The organism is Desulfonatronum lacustre DSM 10312 (assembly GCF_000519265.1).
GTDB lineage: Bacteria > Desulfobacterota > Desulfovibrionia > Desulfovibrionales > Desulfonatronaceae > Desulfonatronum > Desulfonatronum lacustre.
The window spans coordinates 615,806-639,710 of record NZ_KI912608.1 but is presented as its reverse complement, the minus strand read 5'-3'; the positions used below and the strand labels follow the sequence as shown (position 1 = coordinate 639,710).

At 58.9% G+C, this 23,905-nt stretch carries 27 protein-coding genes; 12 read left to right on the top strand and 15 right to left on the bottom strand.

The genetic code is table 11. The annotated features are described in order from the left end of the window. Window positions 1-125 precede the first annotated feature (125 nt). From DESLA_RS0102965 to DESLA_RS0102925, 9 genes are all read right to left on the bottom strand, one after another. Window positions 126-1,271, bottom strand: a complete 1,146-nt coding sequence (locus tag DESLA_RS0102965) for a DUF362 domain-containing protein (RefSeq protein ID WP_028571331.1) — start codon at window positions 1,269-1,271, stop codon at window positions 126-128. Between the two features lie 49 nt (window positions 1,272-1,320). Next, on the bottom strand, window positions 1,321-2,157 hold the full coding sequence (larE, locus tag DESLA_RS18370) for an ATP-dependent sacrificial sulfur transferase LarE (RefSeq protein ID WP_051434325.1): 837 nt from the start codon (window positions 2,155-2,157) through the stop codon (window positions 1,321-1,323). Next, a complete protein-coding gene (locus DESLA_RS0102955; RefSeq protein ID WP_028571330.1) occupies window positions 2,154-3,329 on the bottom strand; it encodes a homocysteine biosynthesis protein in 1,176 nt (391 codons plus the stop codon). The genes larE and DESLA_RS0102955 overlap by 4 nt, the downstream gene beginning before the upstream one ends. A gap of 77 nt (window positions 3,330-3,406) precedes the next feature. Further along, window positions 3,407-4,126, bottom strand: coding sequence for a hypothetical protein (locus tag DESLA_RS0102950; RefSeq protein ID WP_028571329.1), 720 nt, complete (start codon window positions 4,124-4,126; stop codon window positions 3,407-3,409). 83 nt (window positions 4,127-4,209) lie between these two features. Beyond that, complete coding sequence (surE, locus tag DESLA_RS0102945; RefSeq protein WP_028571328.1) at window positions 4,210-4,965, bottom strand: 5'/3'-nucleotidase SurE; 756 nt, start codon at window positions 4,963-4,965, stop codon at window positions 4,210-4,212. Continuing rightward, on the bottom strand, window positions 4,950-5,534 hold the full coding sequence (locus DESLA_RS18365) for a 2-oxoacid:acceptor oxidoreductase family protein (RefSeq protein WP_035261286.1): 585 nt from the start codon (window positions 5,532-5,534) through the stop codon (window positions 4,950-4,952). The genes surE and DESLA_RS18365 overlap by 16 nt, the downstream gene beginning before the upstream one ends. Further along, window positions 5,531-6,367: a 2-oxoacid:ferredoxin oxidoreductase subunit beta gene (locus DESLA_RS0102935; RefSeq protein ID WP_028571327.1), complete on the bottom strand. Its 837-nt coding sequence runs from the start codon at window positions 6,365-6,367 to the stop codon at window positions 5,531-5,533. The genes DESLA_RS18365 and DESLA_RS0102935 overlap by 4 nt, the downstream gene beginning before the upstream one ends. Window positions 6,368-6,385: 18 nt before the next feature. Beyond that, window positions 6,386-7,549: a 2-oxoacid:acceptor oxidoreductase subunit alpha gene (locus tag DESLA_RS0102930; protein WP_028571326.1), complete on the bottom strand. Its 1,164-nt coding sequence runs from the start codon at window positions 7,547-7,549 to the stop codon at window positions 6,386-6,388. Next, window positions 7,533-7,781: a 4Fe-4S dicluster domain-containing protein gene (locus DESLA_RS0102925; protein WP_028571325.1), complete on the bottom strand. Its 249-nt coding sequence runs from the start codon at window positions 7,779-7,781 to the stop codon at window positions 7,533-7,535. The genes DESLA_RS0102930 and DESLA_RS0102925 overlap by 17 nt, the downstream gene beginning before the upstream one ends. Window positions 7,782-7,930: 149 nt before the next feature. Here DESLA_RS0102925 and DESLA_RS18360 point away from each other — a divergent pair, with 149 nt between their 5' ends. Continuing rightward, window positions 7,931-9,010, top strand: coding sequence for a 3'-5' exoribonuclease YhaM family protein (locus tag DESLA_RS18360; RefSeq protein ID WP_084031842.1), 1,080 nt, complete (start codon window positions 7,931-7,933; stop codon window positions 9,008-9,010). 71 nt (window positions 9,011-9,081) lie between these two features. Here the strand turns inward: DESLA_RS18360 and DESLA_RS22175 are convergent, their stop codons facing one another. Further along, window positions 9,082-9,834, bottom strand: coding sequence for a class I SAM-dependent methyltransferase (locus DESLA_RS22175; RefSeq protein WP_084031841.1), 753 nt, complete (start codon window positions 9,832-9,834; stop codon window positions 9,082-9,084). Next, on the bottom strand, window positions 9,824-10,477 hold the full coding sequence (locus DESLA_RS22170; RefSeq protein WP_084031840.1) for a hypothetical protein: 654 nt from the start codon (window positions 10,475-10,477) through the stop codon (window positions 9,824-9,826). The genes DESLA_RS22175 and DESLA_RS22170 overlap by 11 nt, the downstream gene beginning before the upstream one ends. 595 nt (window positions 10,478-11,072) lie before the next feature. On the opposite strand from DESLA_RS22170, the gene tmk reads away from it, so the two are divergent. Continuing rightward, complete coding sequence (gene tmk, locus DESLA_RS0102915) at window positions 11,073-11,720, top strand: dTMP kinase (RefSeq protein WP_028571324.1); 648 nt, start codon at window positions 11,073-11,075, stop codon at window positions 11,718-11,720. A 15-nt stretch (window positions 11,721-11,735) separates the two neighbouring features. Here tmk and DESLA_RS0102910 read toward each other — a convergent pair whose 3' ends face one another. Next, complete coding sequence (locus DESLA_RS0102910; RefSeq protein WP_028571323.1) at window positions 11,736-12,287, bottom strand: class I SAM-dependent methyltransferase; 552 nt, start codon at window positions 12,285-12,287, stop codon at window positions 11,736-11,738. Window positions 12,288-12,521: 234 nt separating this feature from the next. On the opposite strand from DESLA_RS0102910, the gene DESLA_RS0102905 reads away from it, so the two are divergent. The 3 genes from DESLA_RS0102905 to DESLA_RS0102895 are packed head-to-tail and all read left to right on the top strand — an operon-like array spanning window position 12,522 to window position 13,826. Further along, window positions 12,522-12,935: an Hsp20/alpha crystallin family protein gene (locus DESLA_RS0102905; RefSeq protein ID WP_028571322.1), complete on the top strand. Its 414-nt coding sequence runs from the start codon at window positions 12,522-12,524 to the stop codon at window positions 12,933-12,935. Between the two features lie 18 nt (window positions 12,936-12,953). After that, the gene (locus DESLA_RS0102900) at window positions 12,954-13,322 is read left to right on the top strand and encodes an Hsp20/alpha crystallin family protein (RefSeq protein ID WP_028571321.1); all 369 of its coding nucleotides are present in this window, start codon (window positions 12,954-12,956) and stop codon (window positions 13,320-13,322) included. A gap of 51 nt (window positions 13,323-13,373) precedes the next feature. Then, a complete protein-coding gene (locus tag DESLA_RS0102895; protein WP_028571320.1) occupies window positions 13,374-13,826 on the top strand; it encodes an Hsp20/alpha crystallin family protein in 453 nt (150 codons plus the stop codon). Window positions 13,827-13,931: 105 nt separating this feature from the next. Here DESLA_RS0102895 and DESLA_RS0102890 read toward each other — a convergent pair whose 3' ends face one another. From DESLA_RS0102890 to DESLA_RS0102880, 3 genes are all read right to left on the bottom strand, one after another. After that, a complete protein-coding gene (locus DESLA_RS0102890) occupies window positions 13,932-14,900 on the bottom strand; it encodes a carbamate kinase (RefSeq protein WP_028571319.1) in 969 nt (322 codons plus the stop codon). Window positions 14,901-15,155: 255 nt separating this feature from the next. Then, complete coding sequence (locus tag DESLA_RS0102885) at window positions 15,156-16,463, bottom strand: molybdopterin molybdotransferase MoeA (RefSeq protein ID WP_028571318.1); 1,308 nt, start codon at window positions 16,461-16,463, stop codon at window positions 15,156-15,158. Beyond that, the gene (locus DESLA_RS0102880) at window positions 16,460-17,197 is read right to left on the bottom strand and encodes a molybdopterin-guanine dinucleotide biosynthesis protein MobB (protein WP_035261283.1); all 738 of its coding nucleotides are present in this window, start codon (window positions 17,195-17,197) and stop codon (window positions 16,460-16,462) included. Before DESLA_RS0102880 ends, DESLA_RS0102885 begins: the two co-directional genes overlap by 4 nt. A gap of 241 nt (window positions 17,198-17,438) precedes the next feature. Here DESLA_RS0102880 and hisS point away from each other — a divergent pair, with 241 nt between their 5' ends. The 7 genes from hisS to DESLA_RS0102845 all read left to right on the top strand — a co-directional run bounded on the left by hisS (window position 17,439) and on the right by DESLA_RS0102845 (window position 23,871). Beyond that, window positions 17,439-18,701: a histidine--tRNA ligase gene (gene hisS, locus DESLA_RS0102875; RefSeq protein ID WP_028571316.1), complete on the top strand. Its 1,263-nt coding sequence runs from the start codon at window positions 17,439-17,441 to the stop codon at window positions 18,699-18,701. A gap of 345 nt (window positions 18,702-19,046) precedes the next feature. Continuing rightward, the gene (gene aspS, locus DESLA_RS0102870) at window positions 19,047-20,846 is read left to right on the top strand and encodes an aspartate--tRNA ligase (RefSeq protein ID WP_028571315.1); all 1,800 of its coding nucleotides are present in this window, start codon (window positions 19,047-19,049) and stop codon (window positions 20,844-20,846) included. Between the two features lie 9 nt (window positions 20,847-20,855). Further along, window positions 20,856-21,359: a peptide deformylase gene (gene def / locus DESLA_RS0102865; RefSeq protein WP_028571314.1), complete on the top strand. Its 504-nt coding sequence runs from the start codon at window positions 20,856-20,858 to the stop codon at window positions 21,357-21,359. Continuing rightward, window positions 21,341-22,435 (top strand): methionyl-tRNA formyltransferase, encoded by a 1,095-nt coding sequence (fmt, locus tag DESLA_RS0102860; RefSeq protein WP_084031839.1) that lies wholly within the window; start codon window positions 21,341-21,343, stop codon window positions 22,433-22,435. Before def ends, fmt begins: the two co-directional genes overlap by 19 nt. Before the next feature lie 65 nt (window positions 22,436-22,500). Further along, on the top strand, window positions 22,501-23,274 hold the full coding sequence (locus tag DESLA_RS18355) for a DUF116 domain-containing protein (protein WP_435050754.1): 774 nt from the start codon (window positions 22,501-22,503) through the stop codon (window positions 23,272-23,274). A 68-nt stretch (window positions 23,275-23,342) separates the two neighbouring features. After that, window positions 23,343-23,612, top strand: coding sequence for a DUF4160 domain-containing protein (locus tag DESLA_RS0102850; protein ID WP_028571312.1), 270 nt, complete (start codon window positions 23,343-23,345; stop codon window positions 23,610-23,612). A gap of 10 nt (window positions 23,613-23,622) precedes the next feature. Further along, window positions 23,623-23,871: a DUF2442 domain-containing protein gene (locus tag DESLA_RS0102845; RefSeq protein WP_035261280.1), complete on the top strand. Its 249-nt coding sequence runs from the start codon at window positions 23,623-23,625 to the stop codon at window positions 23,869-23,871. The last annotated feature ends 34 nt before the right edge of the window (window positions 23,872-23,905 follow it).

Genomic DNA, 23,905 nt, shown 5'->3' with positions numbered 1-23,905 from the left:
GAAATCGTGATCGAAATCGAACGACATATCAAAAAAGATGACACCATCGCGTGGGGTGGTGCACAGTATTTTCCGATTTCGATTTCGATTTCGATTTCGATTTGGTGATGGGCCAATCCGCCACGTCAAATCTCCCGAACGACATAGTTTCGCGTGCCGATGCCCAGCCCCTCGGCGTACGCCAAACCGTAATCCTCCGGAACATGGGGGTGCATGGCCCGGAATTTGTCGTCCCCGGGACGGATGTCCGGGGGAAGGTGGCTGGGGTGCAGGGGGGGGGCCGCGTTGACCATGTCCAGGCAGGCCTGGTCCAGGGCCACCGGGTCACGGGAAACCAGAACCCCGATGTCCGGACACACGGGCTTGTCGCTGTATCCGGCGCAGTCGCATTGGGGCGTGACCTGGGTCACGAAGCTGACGTGAACGCAGGCCGGAGAGGGACGCTGCGGCGTCTCCATGGCCCGGAGCACCGCCGCGGCATACTCCATCATCCGTTCCACGAACGCCGTCACGTCGGTTTTCCAGTCCACGGCCAGGCATTTTTCCCGGCAGACATGCAGACAGGCCCCGCAGCCGACGCACAGTTCCGGATTCAGTTCGACCTTGCCTTCATGCCCTTTTGGCCCTTCAGGACGAACGCGCAGCGCACCGGACGCGCAAACCTCCACACACGCTCCGCAGCCCTTGCACTTGTCCGCGTGGACCATGGGGGCCAGGCAGCCGTGCTGGTGCATTTTGCCCCGGCGGGTGGCGCAGCCCATGGCCAGGTTTTTCAGGCTGCCGCCGATACCGGCCAGTTCGTGGCCCTTGAAGTGGGACAGGGTCAGCAGGGAATCCGCGGCCAGGATGTCCCCGGCCAGATGGGCCTCCTGAACATGTTTGCCCGGAAACGGCACGGAGACTTCGTTGCGGCTGTTCAATCCATCGGCGATGATCACCGGGGCCTGGAGGAGCAGCGGATCAAACCCGTGCTCCGCGGCCAGCATGCCGTGGGAAACGGCCTCGCCGCGTTGTCCGACATACAGGGTGTTGGTGTCGGTCAAAAACGGTCTGGCCCCGAGCTTGCGCAGGAACGCGACGATGGGCCGCACCCAGGTCGGGGTGATGAACCCGGTCACGCCGGATTCGCCGAAGTGCATCTTGACCGCGGCCAGGTCCCCGGACCGCACCACGTCGGACACGCCGCCGGCCTTGAGCAACCGACGCAGGCGGACATCGTACGCGGCCTTGCGGGTCGCGCGCAGGTTCCAGAAGAAAACGTCGCTGGGCATGGGTGTGGTGGGGGTAAGAAGGTTGAAGGTGAAAAGTGAAAGGTTGAAGTCAGGAATGAGCGCCGGAGTCGATGGGGGCGTCGAAATAGCCCGAGAGCCGAGGGGTGATCGACACCTCGAAGGAACCAAGGCCCGCCCCGACGATCAGGTCTCGCAGGTGCTCCTCTTGGTCGCGCAATGCATGGCTCTCGTCTGGATGAATCTGCAACAGGTTGCGTTCCCGTCCCGTGACCCGAAAACGAAACCGGCTCAAGCCCAGGGCAGAGAGACCGTCTTCCACCCGCCCCACCGCTTCCAGGTCCGCGACCGTCACCCGGCGATCATAGGGAAAGCGGGTCAACAGGCAAGCTCGGGAGGGCTGGTCCGGCGCTTCGAGGTCGAGCCTCGCCGCGGCTCGGCGAATGTCGGCCTTGGTCAGACCCGCCTGGGCCAGCGGGCTGTGTACGCCCAGTTCCTGGAGCGCCTTTTGGCCGGGCCGGTGGGCCGTCAAGTCGTCGAGATGGGTCCCGTCCAGGACGGACCGCGGCGATTCAGCGGCGGCCATCTCCTGAAATATCGAAAACAGCGCCTTCTTGCACCAATAGCACCGCAGGCGGGAATTATCGCGGACTTCGGGCTGAGAGAGCGGGTCGAACCGGATGACATGTGGGATCACGTCTTGGGCCCGCAACAAGGCCATGGTCTGACGCTGCTCCAGGGCCGACTGATGCGGCCCCGCGGCATGCACGGTCTGAAATTCCAGGTTCCAGAGCCGGGAAACATGTACCAGAAACCGGCTGTCCACACCGCCGGAAACCGCGATCAAGCCCGGCTGCAAGGCCTCCAGGCGGGCGCGCAGGGCTTCGAGCCTGGTGGCCGAGGAGATCGTGGGCGAGAGCGTTGTCACTCGGCGGGAATTTTCTCCTGGGCCTCGCCAAGGGTGAAGCCGTCTTTTTCGATCCACTGCTTGAGGGTCTGGGCGATTTCCAGGGACAGCGTGTAGCTGGTCAGGGGCACGGTGGCCGTATCCCGGTCGCCCACGCGAATGGTTCCGGAGCGTAGCTCGGCGTAGCTGACATGCCCGTGGTTTCGGGCCACGCCGTTGGGGTAGTCGTGGCCGTAGTCCACCACGGGAACCATGATGTCCGCGTCGCTGACCCCGGTGAACCAGGCCATTTCCTCATCCAGGATCGGGATGGGAATGCCCAGGCCGACGTTCAGGGAGCAGCCGTAGCCCAGAAAGCTGATCCCGCGCAGATAGCGGGCCTGCATGCCCTTGAGGTCGCCCTTGACCATCAGTGTCCCGGAGGGAGTCAGGGGCAGACCGCGTTCGGTGCGTTGCGGCTTGGGATTATGCTGGGTTCCGGCTCCGATCACCCAGCCCGTTCCACCACCGAGAAAAATTTTCGTGCCCAGGCCGATGGTCCGGAAATACGGATCGTTGAACAGCGGGCTCAGAGCCCCGGAGGTGGCGTAGTTGGCGTTGGCGCAGCGCGGCTTGATCGGCCCCATGTAGGTGTAGATGACCTTATCGCCGAAGTTCACCGCGCAGTTGTAGTTCTGGTAGGCGTTGCGGGGGTTGAGCAGGTCCGCGCTGCGAAAGTCCCCCAGGGCGTATTCCCGCTCCAGGGTTCTGCGGGGATAACAGTCCGTTCCATAGCCCGTCGCGCGCAACCGGACCTTCTCGCCCCGGAGCAGATCCTCGATCACATGGCCGCCGCCGTACTTGAACCGCCCCGGAAAAACCTTGTTCAGCGGATCGTCCTCCGCGGGCTCGGTGACCCCGAGATACGCGTCCACCGCAGCCAGTCCGCCGTAGGCCGGAACATCGTTCAGCCAGACCTTGGATGCCTTGATCAGCGGCGGCTCGGGCTGGCCCATGTTGAAGAGCAGGCCCGAGGAACACATGGGGGAAAAGGTGCCCGTGGTGACAACGTCCACTTCCCGGGCCGCCTTGACCTTGCCCATGGATTTCACGGCGTCGATCATTTCCCTGGCCGTGAGCACCACGGCCTTGCCTTTGTTGATCCGGTCGTTGATCTCCCGGATGGTTTTCTTGACTTTCTTTGGTTCGCTCATACGTCAAAATAGTACCGTAAAAATATGTAAATAAAAACTAGCTATACCAATGTTAACACCATACCATCAAAACATTTCTACATGCTTGACATAAACAAAGAAAATGCAAAAACAAGAGCATACAAAATGTACTTAAATAATTTTAAGTTGTTAAAGTACATTTCGTGAAGAAAGTACATTTTTTGTTTTGTGTTATAGTCTTTATTCAATATGCCAATAGTATCTACTGTTAATTTCTTTTCAAAAAAAGAAACAAAAAAAGTATCAAATATCAATATAAAAATACCGCCAACAACAAAATGCACGAAGGCAATATTGCTGTAACCAGTGTATTCTTGATATAAGAACAGTAAAGACAAAAAAACAATAAAAGAAAATATGGAATGGAAATAAAATAGTTTCTTATAATCGACTCCAAGTCCTAAACGAGCAAAAAAATATTTTATATCGATATTTTTCAAATCATTTTCAAAATAATCTACATTATTAGATTCATCATTTTCAGAATTCAAATTGCTATCTTCAGAGTCTAAATCAATATAATCGTTAATATCAAAATCTGTGCAACTGAAAAAAAGAAATTCATCTTTATAGTTGATATAGTTTTTCTCATTGCAATTTGGACATGAAAGACAAACTTTCTTTTTAAACGCATGCACTCTTATCCTTTGATCGCAACTACAGCACTTAAAAGTATATTTTTCAAGTTGAAGTAATACTGCAGTCTCTGTAAAATCAATCAATATCGAATGGTCGATTGAATCATCATTCTTGACGATAGGTAGCTTCCTTGCCATCCTGGCGCTGATCCTTTCATGTTTACAGAGAAATAATTAGCAGAAAAAAAATTGTTGTAACAACATAACAAACAGTTAAAATCTTATCGTAAAATATCACGCTGCAAGCGCTCCATGGTCTTGTAGTCCGTGAAGTCGAAACGCAGGGGAGTCAAAGTGATATAGCCCTGGCTGAGCAGGCCGCGGTCCGTGTCGTGGCCGACTTCGTCGGGCGGGATTTCGCCGTGCAGCCAGTAGTAGCCCACGCCGCGCGGGTCAACCCGATGGTCGTGCTTGTCGTGGTACACGGCCTGGGTTTGGGGACAGCAACGCAGCCCCAGGACCTCGCGCAAATCCCGGTCCGGAAAGTTCAGGTTCAGCAGGCAGCGAGGGGGCAGCGCGGCCCAGTCCATGTCCTGAACCAGGCGCACCGTGTAATCCGCCTGGTCGTCCAGGTTCGCGGGATGGAAGTTGTCCATGGATACGGCCAGGGAAGGCATCCCGGCCAGGGCCCCTTCCGTGGCCGCGGAGACCGTGCCGGAATAGAGGATGTCCACGCCCACGTTGGCCCCATTGTTGATGCCGGAAATCAGGACGTCCGGCGGCGCGTCCAGCAGCGAACTCAGGGCCAGCTTGGCGCAGTCCACCGGTGTTCCGGATACCCCGACGCCCTGAAAGTCCGGCTCCCGGAGGTGCTTGATCTTCAAGGGCAGGCTCAGGGTGATGGCGTGCCCCACCGCGGATTGCTCGGTCAGCGGGGCGACCACGTGCACGGTATGCCCGGCCCGGCACAGAGCCCGGTACATGGCCCGCAGCCCCAGGGCGTAGATCCCGTCGTCGTTGGTTAGGAGGATGTCCATTGGGACTGCACGTCGGGATATTTCTTTTTGGCCTGGGTCAAGCCGAGCTGAAACGCCTTGAGATTGGATTCCAAGAATCGAGGGTTCAAGCTGGTTTCCAGCCCCTTTTTCATGGCCCTGGGCAGGATGAAGGGCACCAGATGGGCCAGGGCCCCCAGCAGGACCATGTTCGCGGCCTGGACCATGCCCAGCTTGTCCTTGGCCAGGGTGGTGAAGGGCAGGCCCCAGTAGATGTTGGTCGGGGTCTGCTTGACCAGGGAGTCGTCCACAAGCAGATAGCCGCCCGGCTTGAGGTGGCGGTAATACTGATTGCAGGCTTCCTGGCTGAGCGCCACCAGCAGGTCCAGCTGTTCCGGCTTGGGGTAGCTGATGGGCTGGGAGCTGATCACCAGGTCCGAGCGGCTGGCGCCGCCCCGGGCCTCGGGACCATAACTCTGGGTCTGGGCCACGAAGTAGCCTTCTTCCAGGGCCAGTCCGGCGCCCAGCACCTTGCCCAGGGTCAGAATCCCCTGTCCGCCCAGGCCGGAAAGCCGCAACTCAAAGCGTTGGATTTCTTGAGGGTTCTTCATGATGGCGCTCCGTCCGTCAAGCGGGCCTTGATCGCGGCATGGCGTTCCTCCAAGGAGGGCCGGTTCTCTTCGACGAAAATCCCGATGGGCGTGCGTTTGGCCCGCTCCGCCTCGGACAGCTTGTCCAAGGCTTCAATGGGCGTGGCGTTCTTCTTGTACCACTGGTACATGTCCACGTTGGTCTTGAACTTGTTCTTGCGCCCGAACTGGGTGTGGCAGGGGGTGAGCACCTCCACCAGGTTGAACCCGGGCCGTTCCAAGGCCGTGGTCAGAATCCGGTCCAGCAGTTTGACGTGCAGCACGGTGCTTCGGGCCACGTAGGGCGCCCCGGCGGCCTTGGCCAGATTGACGATGTCGAAGGACTGCTCCTGCTGCCCGTAGGGGCTGGTGGTGGAATAGCAGTTCTCCGCCGTGGTGGAGGAACTCTGGCCGCCGGTCATCCCGTAGATGTTGTTGTTCAGGATCAGGGCGGTCACGCCGATGTTGCGCCGGGCCGCGTGCAGGAAGTGATTGCCGCCGATGGACAGCGCATCTCCGTCGCCCATCACCGCGATGACCTTCAGCTTCGGGTTGGCCATTTTGATCCCGGTGGCGAAGGTCAGGGCCCGGCCGTGGGTGGTGTGCACGGTGTTGAAGTCAACATAGACCGCGATCCGCCCGGAACAGCCGATCCCGGCCACCAGCACCACTTCGTCCTTGGACAGGCCGAGCTGATGCACGCAGCGCACCAGGGAGCCGAGCACGATCCCGTGACCGCATCCGGGGCACAAGACATGCGGGAAACGCTTGTTGTGCCGCAGATAGTGATGAATCAGTTGGGTAACTTCTGCCATGATTTTGTTTCCTGTCTGCTACGCTTTTTGGAGCAGTTTGAGAATCTCCGCCGGAGTGATGATCTGCCCGTCGATTCGGTTCAAGGTGCGGATCCGGCTGTGACCGTCGTTCACGCGCTTCACCTCACGGGACATCTGGCCCATGTTCAGTTCCGGGACGATGACGGTCCGGCATTGCCGGATTATCCGGTCCACGGCCGGCCTTGGGAAGGGGAACAGGGTCTTCAGCTTGAGCAGACCGGCCTTGATGCCCTTTTCCCGGGCCTGCAACACGGCCAGATGGGCGGATCGGGCGACGCAGCCGTAGGCGATCACCGCTACCTCGGCGTCCTCGCAGGCCGTCTCCTCGACGATCTGGATGTCGTAGAAAAATTGATCGATTTTACGGAACAACCGCTGCATCAGCTTTTCCACTTCGTCGGGCCGGGAAGTGGGATACCCGTTGACGTCGTGGGTCAGGCCGGTGACGTGGAACCGGTAGCCATCTCCCAAAGCCGGCATGGGCGGGACCCCGCGCATGGATTCCTCGTAGGGCACGAACCATTCCGGCGGCATGGTCGGCTTGATCCGGGAAAAAATTTCGTAGGTCTCCCGGTCGGGGATATGAATTTTTTCACGGGTATGGGCCGTGATCTCGTCCAGCAGGAGAATGACGGGCGAGCGGTACTTTTCGGACAGGTTGAAGGCCCGCACGGTCATGTCCAGACACTCCTGCACGTCGCTGGCTGAAAGGACGATGATCGGGTGGTCGCCGTGGGTGCCCCAGCGGGCCTGCTGCACGTCGCCCTGGGCCGGACTGGTGGGCATCCCGGTGCTCGGGCCGCCGCGCATCACGTTGACGATCACCAGCGGCGTCTCGGTCATGGAAGCGTAGCCGATGTGTTCCTGCATCAGGGAAAATCCCGGCCCCGACGTGGCGGTCATGGATTTGCGACCGGCCAGGGACGCGCCGATCACCGCTCCCAGGCTGGCGATTTCATCCTCCATCTGGATGAACACCCCTTCCGGGATTCCGGGCAGGCGTTCGGCCATGATTTCGGCGATTTCCGTGGACGGCGTAATGGGGTATCCGGCAAAAAAGGAACACCCGGCCAGCAGGGCCCCCTCCACCACGGCCTCGTTGCCCAGAGCGAAAATGGCCCGCTCTTCCTTGCGCTGATTTTTCTTAACCTTCGTGGGCATGGTCGACTTCTTTGTTGGCTGTGCTGCGTTTCATCTTCACCACAATGGCGAAATCCGGACAGTGGTACTCGCAAAACCCGCAGTTCCGGCAAGATGCGCCCTCAATGACCCTGGCTTTGCCGTCCGGTCCCAGTTCCAAGACATGACCGGGACAGAAGGCCACGCAGACGCCGCACCCCTTGCACCAGTCAGGATAGATGGAAACCACCGCTTGTTCTTTCTTTTTGGCCATAATCACGCTACATGTGCTGGGAAGATCGTCGCCGTGCGCAACCGGAAAGGCGACATGAGTGCGGGCGAGCCGCACTTCCACGAACACGATCCGTCTTTTGCGCGAGAGACGGAAGGTTGGCCTTAGCGCAACCGACAGAGGATTTCAACATGGCCGTGCAAAAAAAAATGTTCATTCCGGACATTCAGCCCGGAACGCGGATCGACGAGATGTTCGTCCTGGTGGAGGCCAGGCAGGGCCAGGCCCGCAACGGCCCGTACTGGCAGGTGCGGTTGCAGGACGCCCGCGGGGCCGTGGATGGAAAGATATGGAGTCCGGTCAGTCAGAATTATCCGGAACTGCCCGTGGGTGAAGTGGTTCGGGTCGCCGGAAGCGCGGACCTGTTCCGGGACCAGCTCCAGTTCCGCATCGAGCAACTGGAAACCGTCGCGGCCCCACGGGACCAGATCGACTGGTCGCTGTTCCTGCCGCGCAGCGTCCGGGAGCCCGAGGAAATGCTCCAGGAACTGGAGGAGCTGTGCAAGCGGGAACTGCATCACGCCCCGTGGCGCAAATTCTGCCGCAAGGTCCTCCAGAACTCCGAAATCCGCTCCCGCCTCCTGCTCGCACCGGGCGCCAAGTCCATGCACCACGCCTACATCGGCGGCCTGCTGGAACACACCCTGTCGGTCTGCCGCCTGAGCTTGGCCATCAGCGACCAGTATCCGGAGGTGGATCGGCAAGTCCTGCTGGTGGGCGCGGTGTTCCACGACCTGGGCAAGGCCTGGGAGCTGGATGCCGGAGTCCAGCGCGACTACACCGATCCCGGACGGCTGCTGGGCCATATCCTGCTGGGCCTGGAAGTGCTCGAACCGTTCCTGGCCAAAAACGACGACCTTACCACGGGCCTGAAGCTGCACCTCAAACACCTGCTGGCCAGCCACCACGGAACCTACGAATACGGCTCCCCCAGCCTCCCCAAGACCTCCGAAGCCCTGATTCTGCACTACGCCGACAACCTGGACGCCAAGGTGAACATGACCAACGTTCTGGTGGACGCCCTCCCCGAGGAAACCTCCTGGACCCCCTACCAACGCAGCATGGAACGCCAATTCCACCGCCCGGAACGCACCCCCAAACCGGAAGCCAAGCGCCCGGCAACGGCAACCCGGACGGAACGTCCCGGCGTTCGCAGCTTTCTGCATGAATTGCGGCCGACGTATGCGGATGTGTCTGAGAACGGGGAATGAGAGGGTGCCGGTGTTTTGGATACACGGCCACGGGCAAGCTGAAACGTACACTCAACTTATGTGAAAGAGCGTCAGAAAGAGCTATTGTTCGCTTTTTTGAGCACCGGATTGCCTTTTTTTCTCTGAGCATGAAATACGCAATACCGAGGAAACTTCCAGTCCACACCATAAAGTGATTGTATTTCTTGATCTGGAAATATTTCTTTGAAGTCAACAACATAAAATCCGAACTTCTTGAGCACAGAAAAGTATTGTGAAAGTGGTCTGTGACAGTAAGGGACGCCAGAAATTATTTTATTCGGATCGTTTGTTATGGAAAAAGAGATAGTCTTTTTAATTTCGCACATATATTTATATTCAGATGAATCAAAAAATAATTTATAATTGTTGTAAAAACAAGGATGAGGAATAGCAAACACAAATTGAGATTCTTTTTCCATAAAATTAGCTACGCTTTCAATAAATAAATCCAAATTATCAACGAGCTGCAAAACCATATGGGAAATGATTAAATCAAAAGGGTGTGGACATCGATACTCTTCAACTCTTAGACAAAAAAGCTGAACACAACTTTCTTTTACCACCTGTTCTGCTACCGCATACATACCTTCTGATGGCTCTATTGCAACTGCAGTACTTATATTACTGCAAATATTAACTGAAAGATGACCTGTGCCACATCCCACTTCCAACAGCGACTCCGGACAAAGCTCCTTCACTAAATCATTGTAGTAAGGTAGAAAAACTTTAGAAAATGTCAGGTCCTTCCCTGATTCAATCTGATTCTGTCGTATTGATGCAAAACCATCCCATCTATTTGGCATTAGCTTTTTCCTTTGACTTCCGAATAATGTCTTTCGCCATTCCAACAATCTGTGGTCCAGAGTGATTATCGAATATCGTCACCTCATGTTCAGGATGTGATCCCCTAGCAATAGCAAGCCTCTCTGCACCGCTTCGATTCCCATTGACTAATGTAAACCGTGCCTCAGGAGAAGTAGATTCATTTGTTACGAAAAATACAATTCCGTCCTGCTCTAAATCATTTCGAATTTCATCTTCGACAGGATTTGGAGTGATTACCTCAACACAAGCACCATCTTTTGCTTTTTTCTTTATTGTGTCCATTAGATCCTTAGAATTTCGAATCCATGACAATCGACTACTAACAATCTGCACTGTACTTCCGCTGGATACAAATTTTTTCATAAATGACAGAGTCATATCTTCTGTATTGTGATTTTCAACTTCAGGTAAATACCTAAACCCCTTGGTAACCAATACTATTACCACAACAATAATTTCAAGTATTGCAGCAGTTACAAGTTTATCGAGATATGGCAAGTCTGTAAGCGCACTTGCTCCTGGACTAAACCAAAGATATCCGAGCCCTGCTAGTGCAAGTAAGTTTGTTAAACAAAATATGATAATGAATGCGTAAAGCGCTATTTTAATAATCTTCAGCATATTTAACCCTTTTCATGATGGCCCTGAAAGAACTCAATGAATGGACATTCCTAAGTATAATCTCTAATTTTAATAATTAAATTTCTAATGTCTGCTTCTAATATTTTTTAAGGGACATTAGTACGTAAACACTTGCATTTTCATATCTCCGATGTTGTGATGCTAAGTTCAACTAGAACAGCAAGCAGCACATAAAAGTTATCAAGAGCGGTCGCGCCCAAGAGTTGCCCATTTCAGTACTGATCCGCGGACAAGCAGCTTGACGCGACCAGATTCCACCCTCGACTCAAAGGCTAATTCGCGTAGGATTTCCTCACAAACTCGCATCCTCAGGTTTGTCTGCTACCCAATCCCGGATTATCAGTCCACTTCTCTGATAAGGCGAATGAATGCCCACATCGGGAAGCAGTAGCCGGTCATGCTCATTTCCGCTATTGCAACTGGAGAGATATCAGGAACGGTCATGGACCAGCTTCGCGGAGTACTCGCCTGATCGTCGATGATTTCAGCATGGATATTCCATGCTGATCTTTTGATTTTGACCGTTTCTTCGCTGTTTCACCTTCAATCATTTCAAGCGTCTTCCGGATAAATCATGTTCATCACGTTCGAAGGTATCGAAGGCTGCGGAAAGAGTACGCAGAGTCGGATGGTGCTCGACCATCTCCAGCAACGGGGCGTTTCGACGCTCTGGACGCGACAGCCGGGAGGCTGTCATTTGGGGGTCCGGTTGCGAAGCTTGTTGCTTGGGCGGGAGGGGGAAGGGTTGACGCCACTGAGTGAGTTGTTCCTGTATCTCGCCGACCGGGCCCAGCATGTGGCCCAGGTGATCCGCCCGGCTTTGGCCGCGGGCACGGTGGTGCTCTGCGACCGATTCACGGACTCCACCGTGGCCTACCAGGGTTACGGGCGAGGCCTGGACGTATCCCTGATCCACCAGCTAAACACCGTGGCCGTGGACGGCTGCTGGCCTGATTTGACCTTGATCCTGGACCTGCCCGTGGAAACCGGACTGGCCCGGGCCCGATCCCGCAATGCGGATCAAGGCCAAACCGAGGCCGAAGGCCGATTCGAGGCCGAAGAGGCGGCCTTTCACCAACGCATCCGGGACGGCTACCTGGCCCTGGCCGCGGAGAACCCGAGCCGCTACATCGTGATTCCGGCGGACGGAGCACCGGAAGAAGTATTTGGGCGGGTTTGGCCGACCGTGTGCTCCAGGCTGGAAATCATCGAGCAACAGTAAGCATCGGAAGTGACGTCAGGCGCTCGGCTTCCGGGCCACGATCCGGGCCATGGCCCGATCCGGATCGGTCAGGACGCCCTCGAACCGATGCAGCACCTCCCAATCTCTGAACCACTCCTCCAACTCTTCCGGTTTGAGCAGGTGGTCCGGGTTGCGTGGGGGGCCGAATTTGGGCTGGTCCGCGGTGAAGGTCTCGTAGATCACATATCCACCGGGGCGCACGGCCCGACGGATTTCCGGGATCAGCGGCCTGTGCAGGTAGCGGAAGACCAGCACCGCGCCGAACGTGTTTTTCGGTAGCGCCGTTCTGTCCGCTGCCTCCAGGTCCGTCCACCACAACCTGATCCGGACGCCCCGAGCCCTGGCCTCCCGCCGCGCCTGCCTCAACGCAGGTCGGGACCGGTCGCAGCAAATCACCTCCAGGCCGTGTCGGGCCGCATATATCCCGTTGCGCCCGTCGCCGCAGGCCAGGTCCAGGACCGGCCCGGGGATGTGGTTCGGGTCAAGCAGCCGCGCCCAGGATTGAAGCAGTTCGGATGCCTGGCTCTGTCGTCCTTCGTGACCCATCGCGCCTCCTTTTCTTCAGTCTACGATTTCTTGCCCCGCGCTCAGCCGCGGGATGTGCCGGACGCACTCCATATCCGTAGCGGGGCAGGACACACAAACACCTACAACACCAAAAAATAATTTATTATTTTTGGCCAAATATTTTTTTCGTCATTATCTTGACTGCCTCTTCCCCATGTTTAGTTAAAGGACCGTAAGGCAACACCAACACCAATTTTGTATAAGGAGGATAGTATGGTTATCGACATGAGTCCCTTCTACGGCGGCATGGACAATTTCGACAGGGTCTTCAACGAGCTGTGGGGCCCGTTGAACATCAGCCAGCGCAGGGTCGCCTACCCTCCGCTGAACATCAGCGAGGACGCGGAAGCTCTGTACGTGCGTTGCGAAATTCCCGGAGTCAGCGTGGAGGACATCGACCTGACCTTTACGGATTCGACCCTGGTGATCAAGGGCGAACGAAAGATCGAAAAGGGCAAGTACTTCCGCCAGGAGCGCCCCACGGGGAATTTTCAGCGGGTGGTGAACATCAACGCCCCGGTGGACGTGGATAAGGTCAAGGCCGTGGCCAAGAACGGTCTCCTGGAAATTCGGCTGCCTAAATCCGAGGACACTAAGCCCCGCAAAATTTCCATCGACATGAATTAGCATCACAGGAGGAGAATCATGAACAAAAATATCGCCCAAACCGAAGCCAAGGGATTGCCGAGGATGAAGCCGGCCACCGACATTCTGGAGACCGGCGACGGATTCTTCATCTATGTGGATATGCCCGGGGTGCGCAAGGAGGACCTGGTCATCGACCTCTCGGACGACGAACTGCGTATCGGCGGCAAGTCCGCCTACCAGGGGGTGACCAACGAGAACCGGATTCACGTGGAATTCGGCAATGTGGAATACACCCGGGCCTTCACCCTGTCGCACATCGTGGACCGGGAAAAGATCAAGGCCACCTTGAAAAACGGGGTCCTGGAACTGCACCTGCCCAAGGCGGAACAAGCCCTGCCCCGAAAGATCCAGGTTGAGTTGGAATAACTTCGAACAACGGCAATACTTCAGAGATGATCACATGAGGAGGTGTTTTCCATGTTGAATCGTTTCTTTCCCGTGTTGCGGCCCAAAGGCAACGTCGAGAGTGCGCGACAACCGGATTTGTTCAGCATGATGGAGCCATATTTTTCGTCTCCGTTTCCGGCCAGGGAATCGTTTGAAAAAATGATGCCCGCCGTGGACGTCTCCGAAACCGAACAGGCCGTGCTGGTCAATGCCGAACTACCAGGCTTGGAGGCTGAGGACGTGGAACTGCACGTTGAAAACAACTATCTGGTTCTGCGCGGCGTGAAGAAAGAAGAACGAGAGGAGAAGAAGAAAAACGCCGTACACCGGGAATGCTCCTACGGCAGCTTCAGCCGCTCCATCCCGTTGCCTGCGGAAATCCAGTCCGACAAGGTCACGGCCAAGTTCAAGAACGGCGTGTTGAAGGTCACCCTGCCCAAAAGCGAAAAGGCCCAGACCAAACGCATTTCCATCGAAAGCTGAGCCCGCTTTCCGGCCCCTTTCAATCAATCAAAAAAGCCCGTGCCGGGAGTTCCGGCGCGGGCTTTTTCTTTCGGCGCATCTTGAAAAGAGCGTCCCGAGAGGCCGTTAGGGGGTGATGCGCGTCCCGCCCCCGGACTCCAGAGCGTTCTTCAGATTGTCCGGACAGGTGATGATCACCTCCTTGCCCCCCTTGGCGAGAAAGTCGATGGCCGCCGCGATCTTCGGCCCCATGCTTCCGGGAGGAAAGTGCCCCTGGGCCAGGTAGGTGCGCATCTCCTGGGCTGTCACGTCGGCCAGGTCCGTTTGATCCGGAGTGCCGTAGTTGAGGCTGACCTTGGGCACGGACGTGGAAACCACCAGTAAGTCCGCGCCCAGGGTCGTGGCCAGCAGGCCGGTGGCCAAATCCTTGTCGATGACCGCGGCCACTCCGCGCAGCTCTCCGTCGTCGCCGCGAACCACCGGCACGCCTCCGCCTCCCACGGCCACCACGTTGAAGCCCTGTTCCAGCAGGGAACGGATCACGGGCAGTTCAACGATCTCCAGCGGCTTGGGACTGGGCACGACCCGCCGCCATCCCCGGCCCCGGTCCGGCTTGAGCACCCAGTGCGGATACTCCTCGCGCAAAACAGGCAGGTCCGCCTCCTGGTAAACTTCACCCACGAACTTGTCCGGATCAACGAAACCCGGATCGTCCACATCCACCAGAACCTGGGTGACCACGCTCACGGCCATGCCGCGATGGGTCGCTCCCAGGCCGCGACGGCGCAGCTCGTTGGACAAGGCCTGCTGGATCTGCCAGCCGATGGCGCCCTGGGTGTCCGCCACGCAGGAAGCCAGCGGCACGGGATGCATCCCGGCCACCTTTCGGGCGATCTCCGAGCGCCGCAGGATAAAGCCCACCTGGGGCCCGTTGCCGTGGGTGACGCAGACCTGGCGGCCGGCTTCAATGACGTCGGCGACATGGCGCACGGTCCCCCGGATGGCCTCGTACTGATCCTCCACCGTGACTTTTTCTTTTTCGCTGATCAGCGAATTGCCGCCCACGGCAATGACCACCGGATTGGATTTCGACATGGTTCAAATTCTCTCAATTCTTGAACAGGATGAAGGATTGCAAACAGAGGCTCACACCTTATACCAATCCTACTTCGGCAATGCGTTTTTCGCTTGAGAAAATGCAGTTATCGGGGTCGGCGTCGGTATCGGTATCGGGATCGGGATCGGGATAGATACTGTTGTTCGCCAATAATCCTAATTCGACCTCGACCCCGATACCGATCCCGATACCGATACCGATACCGAAAGAGAAGCTTTGAATTAGAAATGGTATTAAACCAGCGGACGCACCATGACCTCGGTCCCGGCGGTGAACCCTTCCCGGTTTTCCGGAATTTCCATCAGCCCCTGGGCCTGGAGCAGGGTCTTCAGCAGACCGGATTTGCCCAAGACCGGAGTGGCCACGAGGCCGCCGTCCGTGTCCCGGCTCAGGGCGACCCGGACAAAGTCCGTACGGCCCTGCCGGGAGGCCACGTTGCGGGACAAGCGGGCCGGGACTGTCTCCAGGGGGCCGGGGTCGAAGGCGTGATTCAGGCCCTGGAGATGTGCCAGGAAAGGCAGAACCAGAACCTGCATCACCACCTGGGCGCTGGCCACCTGCCCGGGCAGACCGAGAACGGCCTTGAGGCCGGTATCCGTCTCCGCCCGGGCCAGAATTGTCGGCTTGCCGGGGCTCATGGCCACGCCGTGGGCCAGGATTTCCCCGCCGGGCAGCCGTTCCAGGGCTTCCAGGGAATGATCACGGGTACCCACGGAACTGCCGCCGGACACCAGAACCACGTCGCACTCCTCCAGCCCCTTTTCCAGGGCCGAGGCCAAGGCTTGCAGATCGTCCCGGACCAGCCCGAGGCGAACGGCTCTGGCTCCGGCGGCTTCGGCCAGGGCCGCGAGGGTGTGGGAATTGACGTCCCGGACCAGCCCGGGTCGTACCGGCTGGTCCACGGCCACCACTTCGTCGCCGGTGGAAAGGATGCCCACGGTGACCGGGGCATGTACCCGAACCCGCGAATACCCCAGGGCCGCCAGCAGGCCGATCCGGGCCCCGTCCAGGCGCGTGCCGGGCTGAAGCAGCGTCTCCCCGGCCTGAACGTCCTCCCCGCGGAGCATCACGTTGTCCCAGGGAGACAGGGATTTATGAATCTCGATGGTCGTGCCGCCCAGCCCGCCCGCGGCCTCCCCGCCAACAGCCTCTGGCGTTCCCTGTCCGCCCATTTCCAGGGTCTGTTCGACCATGACCACGGCGTCCGCGCCCTGGGGCAGACTCCCGCCGGTGGTGATCCGGGCGCAGGTTCCCGGCTCCAGGGCCGCATCGGACGGGGTTTCGATGGCCACGGCAAAGGCCAGATCCAGGTAGGTGGGGTTGGACTCCGAGGCTCCGAAGGTGTCCGCGGCCCGCACCGCGTAACCGTCCATGCAGGAGCGGTGCATCAAGGGCAGATCCTCCGCCGCAACCACGGGTTCGGCCAGGACCATGCCGAAAGCTCCGGCGATTTCCCGCTCCAGGGTCGCGGTACGGGAAAAGGTCTTCAGGGTCTCGACAAACCGGGCAATGGAAACGACCTGAAAAAACGACTCCTTCATGACGTTCCTCCGGAAGCCGGGCCGAGATGAATATCAATGGTCCCGGGCGCGTAGCCCTTGAGCTGACACAGCATACCCCGGAGGGTCGAGGCCATGATCCTGGCCACGAAAGGATTCATGCCCAGAGGCACGCCGTTCACGCGCACGGAAAAGGCGTCCTCAACGGCCTTGCAATCATCGGGAGAGGCCCTTCCGGCCACCACGTCCCGGGCCAGCTCCGCGCAGTCTTCCCGTCCGCAGGCACCGCAGTCCAGAGCCGGAAGCAGGAACCCGCGCTGGAGCACCAAATCCGCGACCTCGTCAACAGTTGAGCAGACGGGCAGGCCCGTGGCTTCTTCCTGCTCCCAGGCGGCCAGGGCCAGGCCGTCGGCCAGGCCCGCGGGGTCATCCGTTGAACCCGGCTCGGTTCGCGGCAAAATGATCCGGGGCAGGAAGGTCAGCTTTTTTCCGCCTTCCACCAGAAGAATGTCCGCGTCCAGCAGGGACCAGGCGGACATGATCGGCATGGAATTGGGCAGCACGAGCATGGTCTGGTCCGGATTGATCCCGGCCACGGGGCATCCGGTCCCGGCCAGCTTGCCCGTGTCCGTCGCTCCCAGATCAAAGGGATGATGACTGCTTTTGATGATCCCCACCCGGTGCCCCTGGTCGCGCAAATGCTGCGCCACCTGGGTCACCAAGGTTGTTTTACCGGATTTATGAAAACCGACGAAGCCCATGGCTCGCGTGGTCATGTTGGCGTCTCCTTGGTTTATGCCTTCTATTAATCCTTGGCTCGCTTGATTCGTCGAGGATAGCAGAAACGATTTCTCGGGCAAACAAGCCCATGGGGCTGTTTTGACAGGCTACCTTGATTGCGCTAAAAAATTCAGTTTCGCTTTTTGAGACGCTGGTGACGGGTTCGACCAAGGTCCGCCCATCACTCCAGGCCCATTGCAGCCTGCTTTTGTTGTTCCCACCCCTCAAGGAAAAACGATGACCATGATACAAAGCGGCAAAGGATTCGTGGACCTTTTTTCGCCGAAAAGCGACCTGTTCACCTCCATCGAAGCCACGGCCCGGGATGTCTTTGCCGGATACGGCTGTCGGGAATTGCGCACGCCGATCATCGAGTACACGGAACTCTTCGTGCGGGGCATCGGCGACGAGACCGACGTGGTTCAGAAGGAGATGTACTCCTTTCCGGACCGCAAAGGCCGCTCCATGACCCTGCGGCCCGAGGCCACCGCCGGGGTACTGCGGGCCTGCATCCAGCACAAGCTGTTGCGCCAGGACGAGGTGCTCAAGTTCTTCACCCTGGGCCCCATGTTCCGCTACGAGCGTCCGCAAATGGGCCGCCAGCGCCAGTTTCATCAGATCAACGTCGAAATTCTGGGATCAGCCTCCCACCTCGTGGACGTGGACATGCTGTTCATGCTCCACCGTTTTCTCTCGGAAATCGGCCTGACCGGCCTGGAATACCAGCTCAACAGCCTGGGCTGCGCCGCCTGCCGACCGACGTTTCGGGCCGCCCTGGATGACTACCTCCGGGACGTGGACCAATCGGGCCTGTGCGAGGACTGCCAGCGTCGGATAACCACCAATCCATTGCGCGTCCTGGACTGCAAGGTTCCCGGATGCAAGGCCTTGACCACGGGCGCGCCGGTAATCACGGACCATAACTGCGACGCCTGCCGGGTGCATTTCGACGCCGTGCTGGACCTGCTGGGCCGCTCCCGGCTCCAGGTCACGCTCAATCCCCTGCTGGTCCGCGGCCTGGACTACTACCAGCGCACGACCTTTGAAGTGGTTTCCACGGACATCGGCGCCCAGTCCTCGGTGGCCGGGGGCGGGCGCTACGACGGTCTGGTCAAACAGCTCGGCGGCCCGGACGTATCGGGCATCGGCTTTGCCTGCGGCCTGGAGCGTCTGGCCATGCTGGCCCCGGAGCAGCCGGATCCGGGAGTGGACGTGTACATTGCCGTGCATGCCGAAACCCTTCTGGAAAAAGCCCTGGAAATCGCCCAGGTTCTGCGCGGTCAACGTTTTTCCGTGGAGTTCCCCTACGCCTTCCGCAGCCTGAAAAGCCAGATGCGCTCCGCGAACAAGGCCGGAGCCCGCTTCGCCCTGATGCTGGACGAGGACGGGGCGGCTCAGTGCACCGTGGCGGTCAAGGACATGCGCGACGGCGAACAATATGTCGTGTCCGAAGCGGATCTGCCGGGGAATCTGCTGAACCGGATGGCGGGCGGCGCGTAGCAGTCCGTTGAAATACTCCCAATTGCTGCGTCGCTGCAAATCGTTCAAACTCTCACGTATCAATAACATACGTTTCGATCTTAAACATTTTGTACCTATTCAGCACAGAGTAATTCTGTTGCCGGGGTCGGAATCGGGATCGGGATCGGGATCGATAATGCGGGGATGCGCTCAATATTTTTCTGTTTCGATTCCGATACCGATAGCGACCCCGACACCGATTGCCGGAACAGGAGCGGACACATAATGTGCTGAGTAATTACACATTTCTTGCTCCTTACACGTGTTTTTTTGATCGGACTGCACCTTTTACTTGTCACATTCTTCTGCAAGGATTTTCACCCCATGACCGAAACCACATCACAGCGCGAATGCGAGGCTCTGGGCGACTGGCAGCGCAGCCATCATTGCTCTCAACTACGGATTACGGACACCGACCAAGAGGTCTGTCTGATGGGCTGGGTCCAGTTTCGCCGGGACCACGGCGGGCTGATCTTCATCGACCTGCGCGACCTGCACGGCCGGACCCAGGTGGTGTTCAACCCGGAGATCAACGCCGAGGCCCATGCCCGGGCGCACGTGCTGCGCTCCGAGTACGTCCTGGCCATTCAAGGTGTGGTTCGCGCCCGGCCCGAAGGGATGCGCAATCCGGGTTTGCCCACCGGGGACGTGGAAGTGGAGGTGCGTTCCTGGAAGCTGCTCAACAGCGCCAAGACTCCGCCCTTTCCCATTGAGGACCGGGTGGAAGTCACCGAGTCAACCCGCCTGGAGTATCGCTATCTGGATCTGCGCCGTCCCCAGTGCACCCGCAACCTGATTCTGCGGCACAAGGCCACCCAGGCCTTCCGGAATTTTCTGAACCAGGAAGGCTTCCTGGAACTGGAAACCCCGATCCTGACGAAAAGCACCCCCGAGGGCGCACGGGATTTCCTGGTCCCCAGCCGCATGAATCCGGGCTCGTTCTATGCCCTGCCCCAATCGCCGCAGCTCTTCAAGCAATTGTTCATGGTCGCGGGCATGGACCGCTATTATCAGATCGTGCGCTGTTTCCGCGACGAGGACCTGCGCGCCGACCGCCAGCCGGAGTTCACCCAGATCGACCTGGAGCTGTCCTTCGTGGATCAGGCCCAGGTCATGGATCTGGCCGAGCGGATGATTCGCCAGGTGTTCAAGCAGGCCCTGGACATCGACCTGCCCGACCCATTCCCCCGCCTGACCTACGACCAAGCCATGGGCTCCTACGGGGTGGACAAGCCGGACATCCGCTTCGACCTGCTGCTGCATGACGTGACGGACATCGTCCGCGGCTCCCAGTTCAAGCTGTTCGCCTCAGCCAAGCTGGTCAAGGCCCTGGTCCTGCCCGGAGGGTCGAGCCTGTCCCGCAACGACATCGACCAGCTGACCGAATTCGTGAAGATTTACGGGGCCCAGGGCCTGGCCTGGATCAAGATCAAGGCCGACGAGTGGCAGTCACCCATCGCCAAGTTCCTCTCGCAGGAGGAGCGGGCCGGGCTGACTGCGGCCCTGGGGTTGAAGGAAGGCGACATCGTCTTTTTCCAGGCCGCCTCCCCGGACGTGGTCAACGCGGCCCTGGGCAATTTGCGCCTGGAGCTGGCCCAGCGGTTCAACCTGGTGGATGAAACCAGCTTTCAACCGGTCTGGATTACGGACTTTCCGCTCCTGGAGCACGACCCGGACGCCCAGCGCTGGGTGGCCCGGCACCATCCCTTCACCAGCCCCCAGGACGGCCACGAGGAGCTCATGGTGAACCAGCCCGGTGAGGCTCTGGCCAAGGCCTACGACCTGTGCCTGAACGGCTACGAGATCGGCGGCGGATCCGTGCGCATCCATTCCGCGACCATGCAGGAGCGGATGTTCGCGGCCCTGGGCATTGACGAAGAAGAGGCCCGCAGGCAGTTCGGCTTTCTGCTCAAGGCCCTGGAATACGGCGCCCCGCCCCATGCCGGGATCGCTTTTGGCCTGGACCGGCTGGTGATGCTGATGACCGGGTCAGCCTCCATCCGGGACGTGATCGCCTTCCCCAAAACCCAGAAGGCCTCGTGCCTGATGACCCAGGCCCCTTCGCCCGTGTCCAACGTCCAGTTGCGCGAGTTGGGATTAAAGGCCCGGGAAGCGGTAAAGTAGGTTCGGCTGATGATTCGCCCCGTACTGACCTACCCGGACCCGATTCTGGCCAAGACCGCGGCTGAAATCGAGACCGTCACCCCGGAGATTTGCCAACTGGCCGAGGACATGCTGGAAACCATGTACAACAAGGAGGGCCTCGGCTTGGCCGCACCCCAGGTGGGCGAGTCGTGCCGGTTGATCGTGGTGGACGCGAGCGGTCCGGACAAGCGCGAGGAGCCGCTGGTTTTCGTCAACCCCCGGATCGTCGAGGCCCAGGGCCAGGTGGAATCCAGCGAAGGATGCCTGAGCGTGATGAACTACCGGAGCAAGGTCCAGCGGGCCGAGCGCATCCGGTTGCAGGCCCTGAACCTGGACGGCCAACCCGTGGACCTGGAAGTGGACGGCATGCTGGCCATCTGCCTCCAACACGAACTGGACCACCTGGACGGCGTGCTCTTCATCGATAAGATCAGCCGTCTCAAACGTTCACTCTACGAGCAGAAGTTGAAAAAATGGCTCAAGAAACATTGACGCGCCCGATCATTCCCGGGCCCATTCCCGCGCCCGTTCCTCCCCCCGGGACGCCGTCCGATTCCGGCGACCCGTTGCGAGTGGTGTATTTCGGCACCCCGCCCTTTGCCGCCCGGATACTGGACGACCTGAGTACGGATCAACACGTCCGTATTCTGGCCGTGGTCACCCAGCCGGACCGCCCCTGCGGCCGGGGCCGGGCCTGCAAACCGTCCGCGGTCAAGGAACTGGCCCTGACCAAGGGCTATCCGGTCCTGCAGCCGGAAACCCTCAAGGATCCGGCCATGGTCGCGGAGCTGGAAGCCTTTCAGGCGGACTTCTTCATCGTCGCGGCCTATGGCCTGATCTTTCCAGAAACAGTACTGAACCTGCCCAGACACGGCTGCCTGAACGTCCATGCCTCCCTGCTGCCGCGCTACCGAGGCGCTTCGCCCATCCAGGCCGCGCTCCTGGCCGGGGACCCGGTCACCGGAATCACCATCATGCGCATGGCCAAGGGCATGGATACCGGGCCGATCCTCCTGCAGCGGGCCATGGGCATCGACATCAACGACACGGCCCAGACCCTGCACGACAACCTGGCCGCCCAGGGCGGCAGACTGTTGCTGGAAACCCTGGCCCGGCACCGGGCCGGTACGCTGGTCGCCGTGGAACAGGATCACTCCCTGGCCTCCTACGCCCCCCGGCTGACCAAGGACATGGGGCTGATCGACTGGAACCAGCCGGCCCGGGTCGTTCATGACCACGTCCGAGCCATGCATCCCTGGCCCGGAGCCTATTTCTTTCTGCCCGAAGACAACCAGACCAGGCGAAAGATCGCCGTGCATCCCGGCCACGTCGGCGAACTTCTTGAGGGCGACAAGCCCGCCCCCGGCTCGTTCATCGGCATGCAGGGCGACATGCTGGCCGTCGCCTGCCGGGACAAGGCCTATCTGGTCCGCCACGTCCACCCTTCCGACGCCAAGCGCATGGACGCCCAGGCCTTCTGCTGCGGCTACCTGCGCCAATTCCGTCCCGGCGACAACCTTTGCCTGGGGCCGGACGAGCCGGTCTGTCCCCCGCCCGAGGAGTCCTGATGTCCCTGAAGCCGCTTGAGCCGCCCCAAAAGCAGGATCGGAAGCAGGACCTGGACCCGGAATTCCTGGAAACGGTCTCCAATCCCGGAAAGCGGCTGTTCATCGGCCTGATCCTGGGCACCTCGCTGCTGCTGTGTCTGGTTCTGGTCGTCTTATGGGTCATCCCCTTCATCGGCCTGCAAAATATTCATCCCCTGGCCTCGGGTCTGCTGGCCGTCGCCCTGCTGGCCCTGGGGAGCATGATCCTCTGGTCCTCCATCGGCCTGGTCCTGAACATTCTCCTGAGCCGCAGCTTTCCCCTCAGTTCGCGGTTTCGGGGGATCACCATCAAGCTCTTTCTGCCCCTGATGACCCTTCTGGGGCGGCTGTTCAACATTCCCAGGGACGACATCCGACTGTCCTTCATCAAGGTGAACAACGAGCTGGTCACCTCGGAACGAGGCCGGTTCCAACCCCACGAAATACTGCTTCTGCTGCCCCACTGCCTGCAAAATTCCCGCTGCCCAAGGCGCCTGACCTACGACATCAACCACTGCAAGCGCTGCGGCGAATGCCCCCTGGACGGACTGATCGGCCTGGCGGAAACCTACGGCATCCGCATCGCCATCGCCACGGGCGGAACCATCGCCCGGCGGATCGTGGTCCAGAACAAACCCAAGCTGATCATCGCCGTGGCCTGCGCCCGGGACCTGTCCAGCGGCATCCAGGACACCTACCCCATCCCGGTCTACGGCGTCCTCAACCAACGCCCCTTCGGCCCCTGCCTGGACACCCTGGTGGACCTGCCCAACATCGAAGCCGCCCTGCAACGCTTTTTGGCCGTACCCGCTCGAAGCTGACGAAGGCAGGGAGGACCTTTGTAAGTCAGCGACACCCTTCGATCTCCATTTTCACAAGGAGCAGCGCCATGCCGACCATCAGCATGTTTTACGGAATCATTGTTCGTTTGTTGTACATGGACAACAAACAACACAAACTGCCGCACCTGCATGTCGAATACCAGGGGATGAAAGCTGTTGTCGCCATTCCTAGCGGTGAATTGCTTGAAGGCGAAATTCCTTCGAAAAAACTTCGACTTGTGCAAGCCTGGATTGCGATTCATGATGAAGAACTCATGGCCAACTGGACGTTGGCCGTGAACGGCGAGTCGGTGTTTCCCATTGAACCATTACGTTGAGAGGACGGACATGATTGAAGTAACCGCCGTAAAATCGATCCAGGATTATCATCTCGTCGTCACTTTCAACACGGGTGAAGTACGACGCTTCGACATGCGCCCTTACCTTCACTATCCTATCTACCAGCGCCTGGAGAATCCCGGCTTTTTCTCCCTGGCCAGGGTGGACTACGGTACGGTGACATGGCCCGGGGACATCGATATCGCGCCGGAAACCATCTATCATGACGGATTGCCCGCGACACCATCTTCTGTTTGAGCAACAGTAAACCTCCAGCATGCCTCTCGTGGAC

Coding starts and splice junctions, on each gene's coding strand:
- DESLA_RS0102965 (WP_028571331.1), bottom strand. CDS start 1,271: ATGCCCAGCGACGTTTTCTTCTGGAACCTGCGCGCGACCCGCAAGGCC.
- DESLA_RS0102955 (WP_028571330.1), bottom strand. CDS start 3,329: ATGAGCGAACCAAAGAAAGTCAAGAAAACCATCCGGGAGATCAACGAC.
- DESLA_RS0102950 (WP_028571329.1), bottom strand. CDS start 4,126: ATGGCAAGGAAGCTACCTATCGTCAAGAATGATGATTCAATCGACCAT.
- surE (WP_028571328.1), bottom strand. CDS start 4,965: ATGGACATCCTCCTAACCAACGACGACGGGATCTACGCCCTGGGGCTG.
- DESLA_RS18365 (WP_035261286.1), bottom strand. CDS start 5,534: ATGAAGAACCCTCAAGAAATCCAACGCTTTGAGTTGCGGCTTTCCGGC.
- DESLA_RS0102935 (WP_028571327.1), bottom strand. CDS start 6,367: ATGGCAGAAGTTACCCAACTGATTCATCACTATCTGCGGCACAACAAG.
- DESLA_RS0102930 (WP_028571326.1), bottom strand. CDS start 7,549: ATGCCCACGAAGGTTAAGAAAAATCAGCGCAAGGAAGAGCGGGCCATT.
- DESLA_RS0102925 (WP_028571325.1), bottom strand. CDS start 7,781: ATGGCCAAAAAGAAAGAACAAGCGGTGGTTTCCATCTATCCTGACTGG.
- DESLA_RS18360 (WP_084031842.1), top strand. CDS start 7,931: ATGGCCGTGCAAAAAAAAATGTTCATTCCGGACATTCAGCCCGGAACG.
- DESLA_RS22175 (WP_084031841.1), bottom strand. CDS start 9,834: ATGCCAAATAGATGGGATGGTTTTGCATCAATACGACAGAATCAGATT.
- DESLA_RS22170 (WP_084031840.1), bottom strand. CDS start 10,477: ATGCTGAAGATTATTAAAATAGCGCTTTACGCATTCATTATCATATTT.
- tmk (WP_028571324.1), top strand. CDS start 11,073: ATGTTCATCACGTTCGAAGGTATCGAAGGCTGCGGAAAGAGTACGCAG.
- DESLA_RS0102910 (WP_028571323.1), bottom strand. CDS start 12,287: ATGGGTCACGAAGGACGACAGAGCCAGGCATCCGAACTGCTTCAATCC.
- DESLA_RS0102905 (WP_028571322.1), top strand. CDS start 12,522: ATGGTTATCGACATGAGTCCCTTCTACGGCGGCATGGACAATTTCGAC.
- DESLA_RS0102900 (WP_028571321.1), top strand. CDS start 12,954: ATGAACAAAAATATCGCCCAAACCGAAGCCAAGGGATTGCCGAGGATG.
- DESLA_RS0102895 (WP_028571320.1), top strand. CDS start 13,374: ATGTTGAATCGTTTCTTTCCCGTGTTGCGGCCCAAAGGCAACGTCGAG.
- DESLA_RS0102890 (WP_028571319.1), bottom strand. CDS start 14,900: ATGTCGAAATCCAATCCGGTGGTCATTGCCGTGGGCGGCAATTCGCTG.
- DESLA_RS0102885 (WP_028571318.1), bottom strand. CDS start 16,463: ATGAAGGAGTCGTTTTTTCAGGTCGTTTCCATTGCCCGGTTTGTCGAG.
- DESLA_RS0102880 (WP_035261283.1), bottom strand. CDS start 17,197: ATGACCACGCGAGCCATGGGCTTCGTCGGTTTTCATAAATCCGGTAAA.
- hisS (WP_028571316.1), top strand. CDS start 17,439: ATGACCATGATACAAAGCGGCAAAGGATTCGTGGACCTTTTTTCGCCG.
- aspS (WP_028571315.1), top strand. CDS start 19,047: ATGACCGAAACCACATCACAGCGCGAATGCGAGGCTCTGGGCGACTGG.
- def (WP_028571314.1), top strand. CDS start 20,856: ATGATTCGCCCCGTACTGACCTACCCGGACCCGATTCTGGCCAAGACC.
- fmt (WP_084031839.1), top strand. CDS start 21,341: ATGGCTCAAGAAACATTGACGCGCCCGATCATTCCCGGGCCCATTCCC.
- DESLA_RS0102850 (WP_028571312.1), top strand. CDS start 23,343: ATGCCGACCATCAGCATGTTTTACGGAATCATTGTTCGTTTGTTGTAC.
- DESLA_RS0102845 (WP_035261280.1), top strand. CDS start 23,623: ATGATTGAAGTAACCGCCGTAAAATCGATCCAGGATTATCATCTCGTC.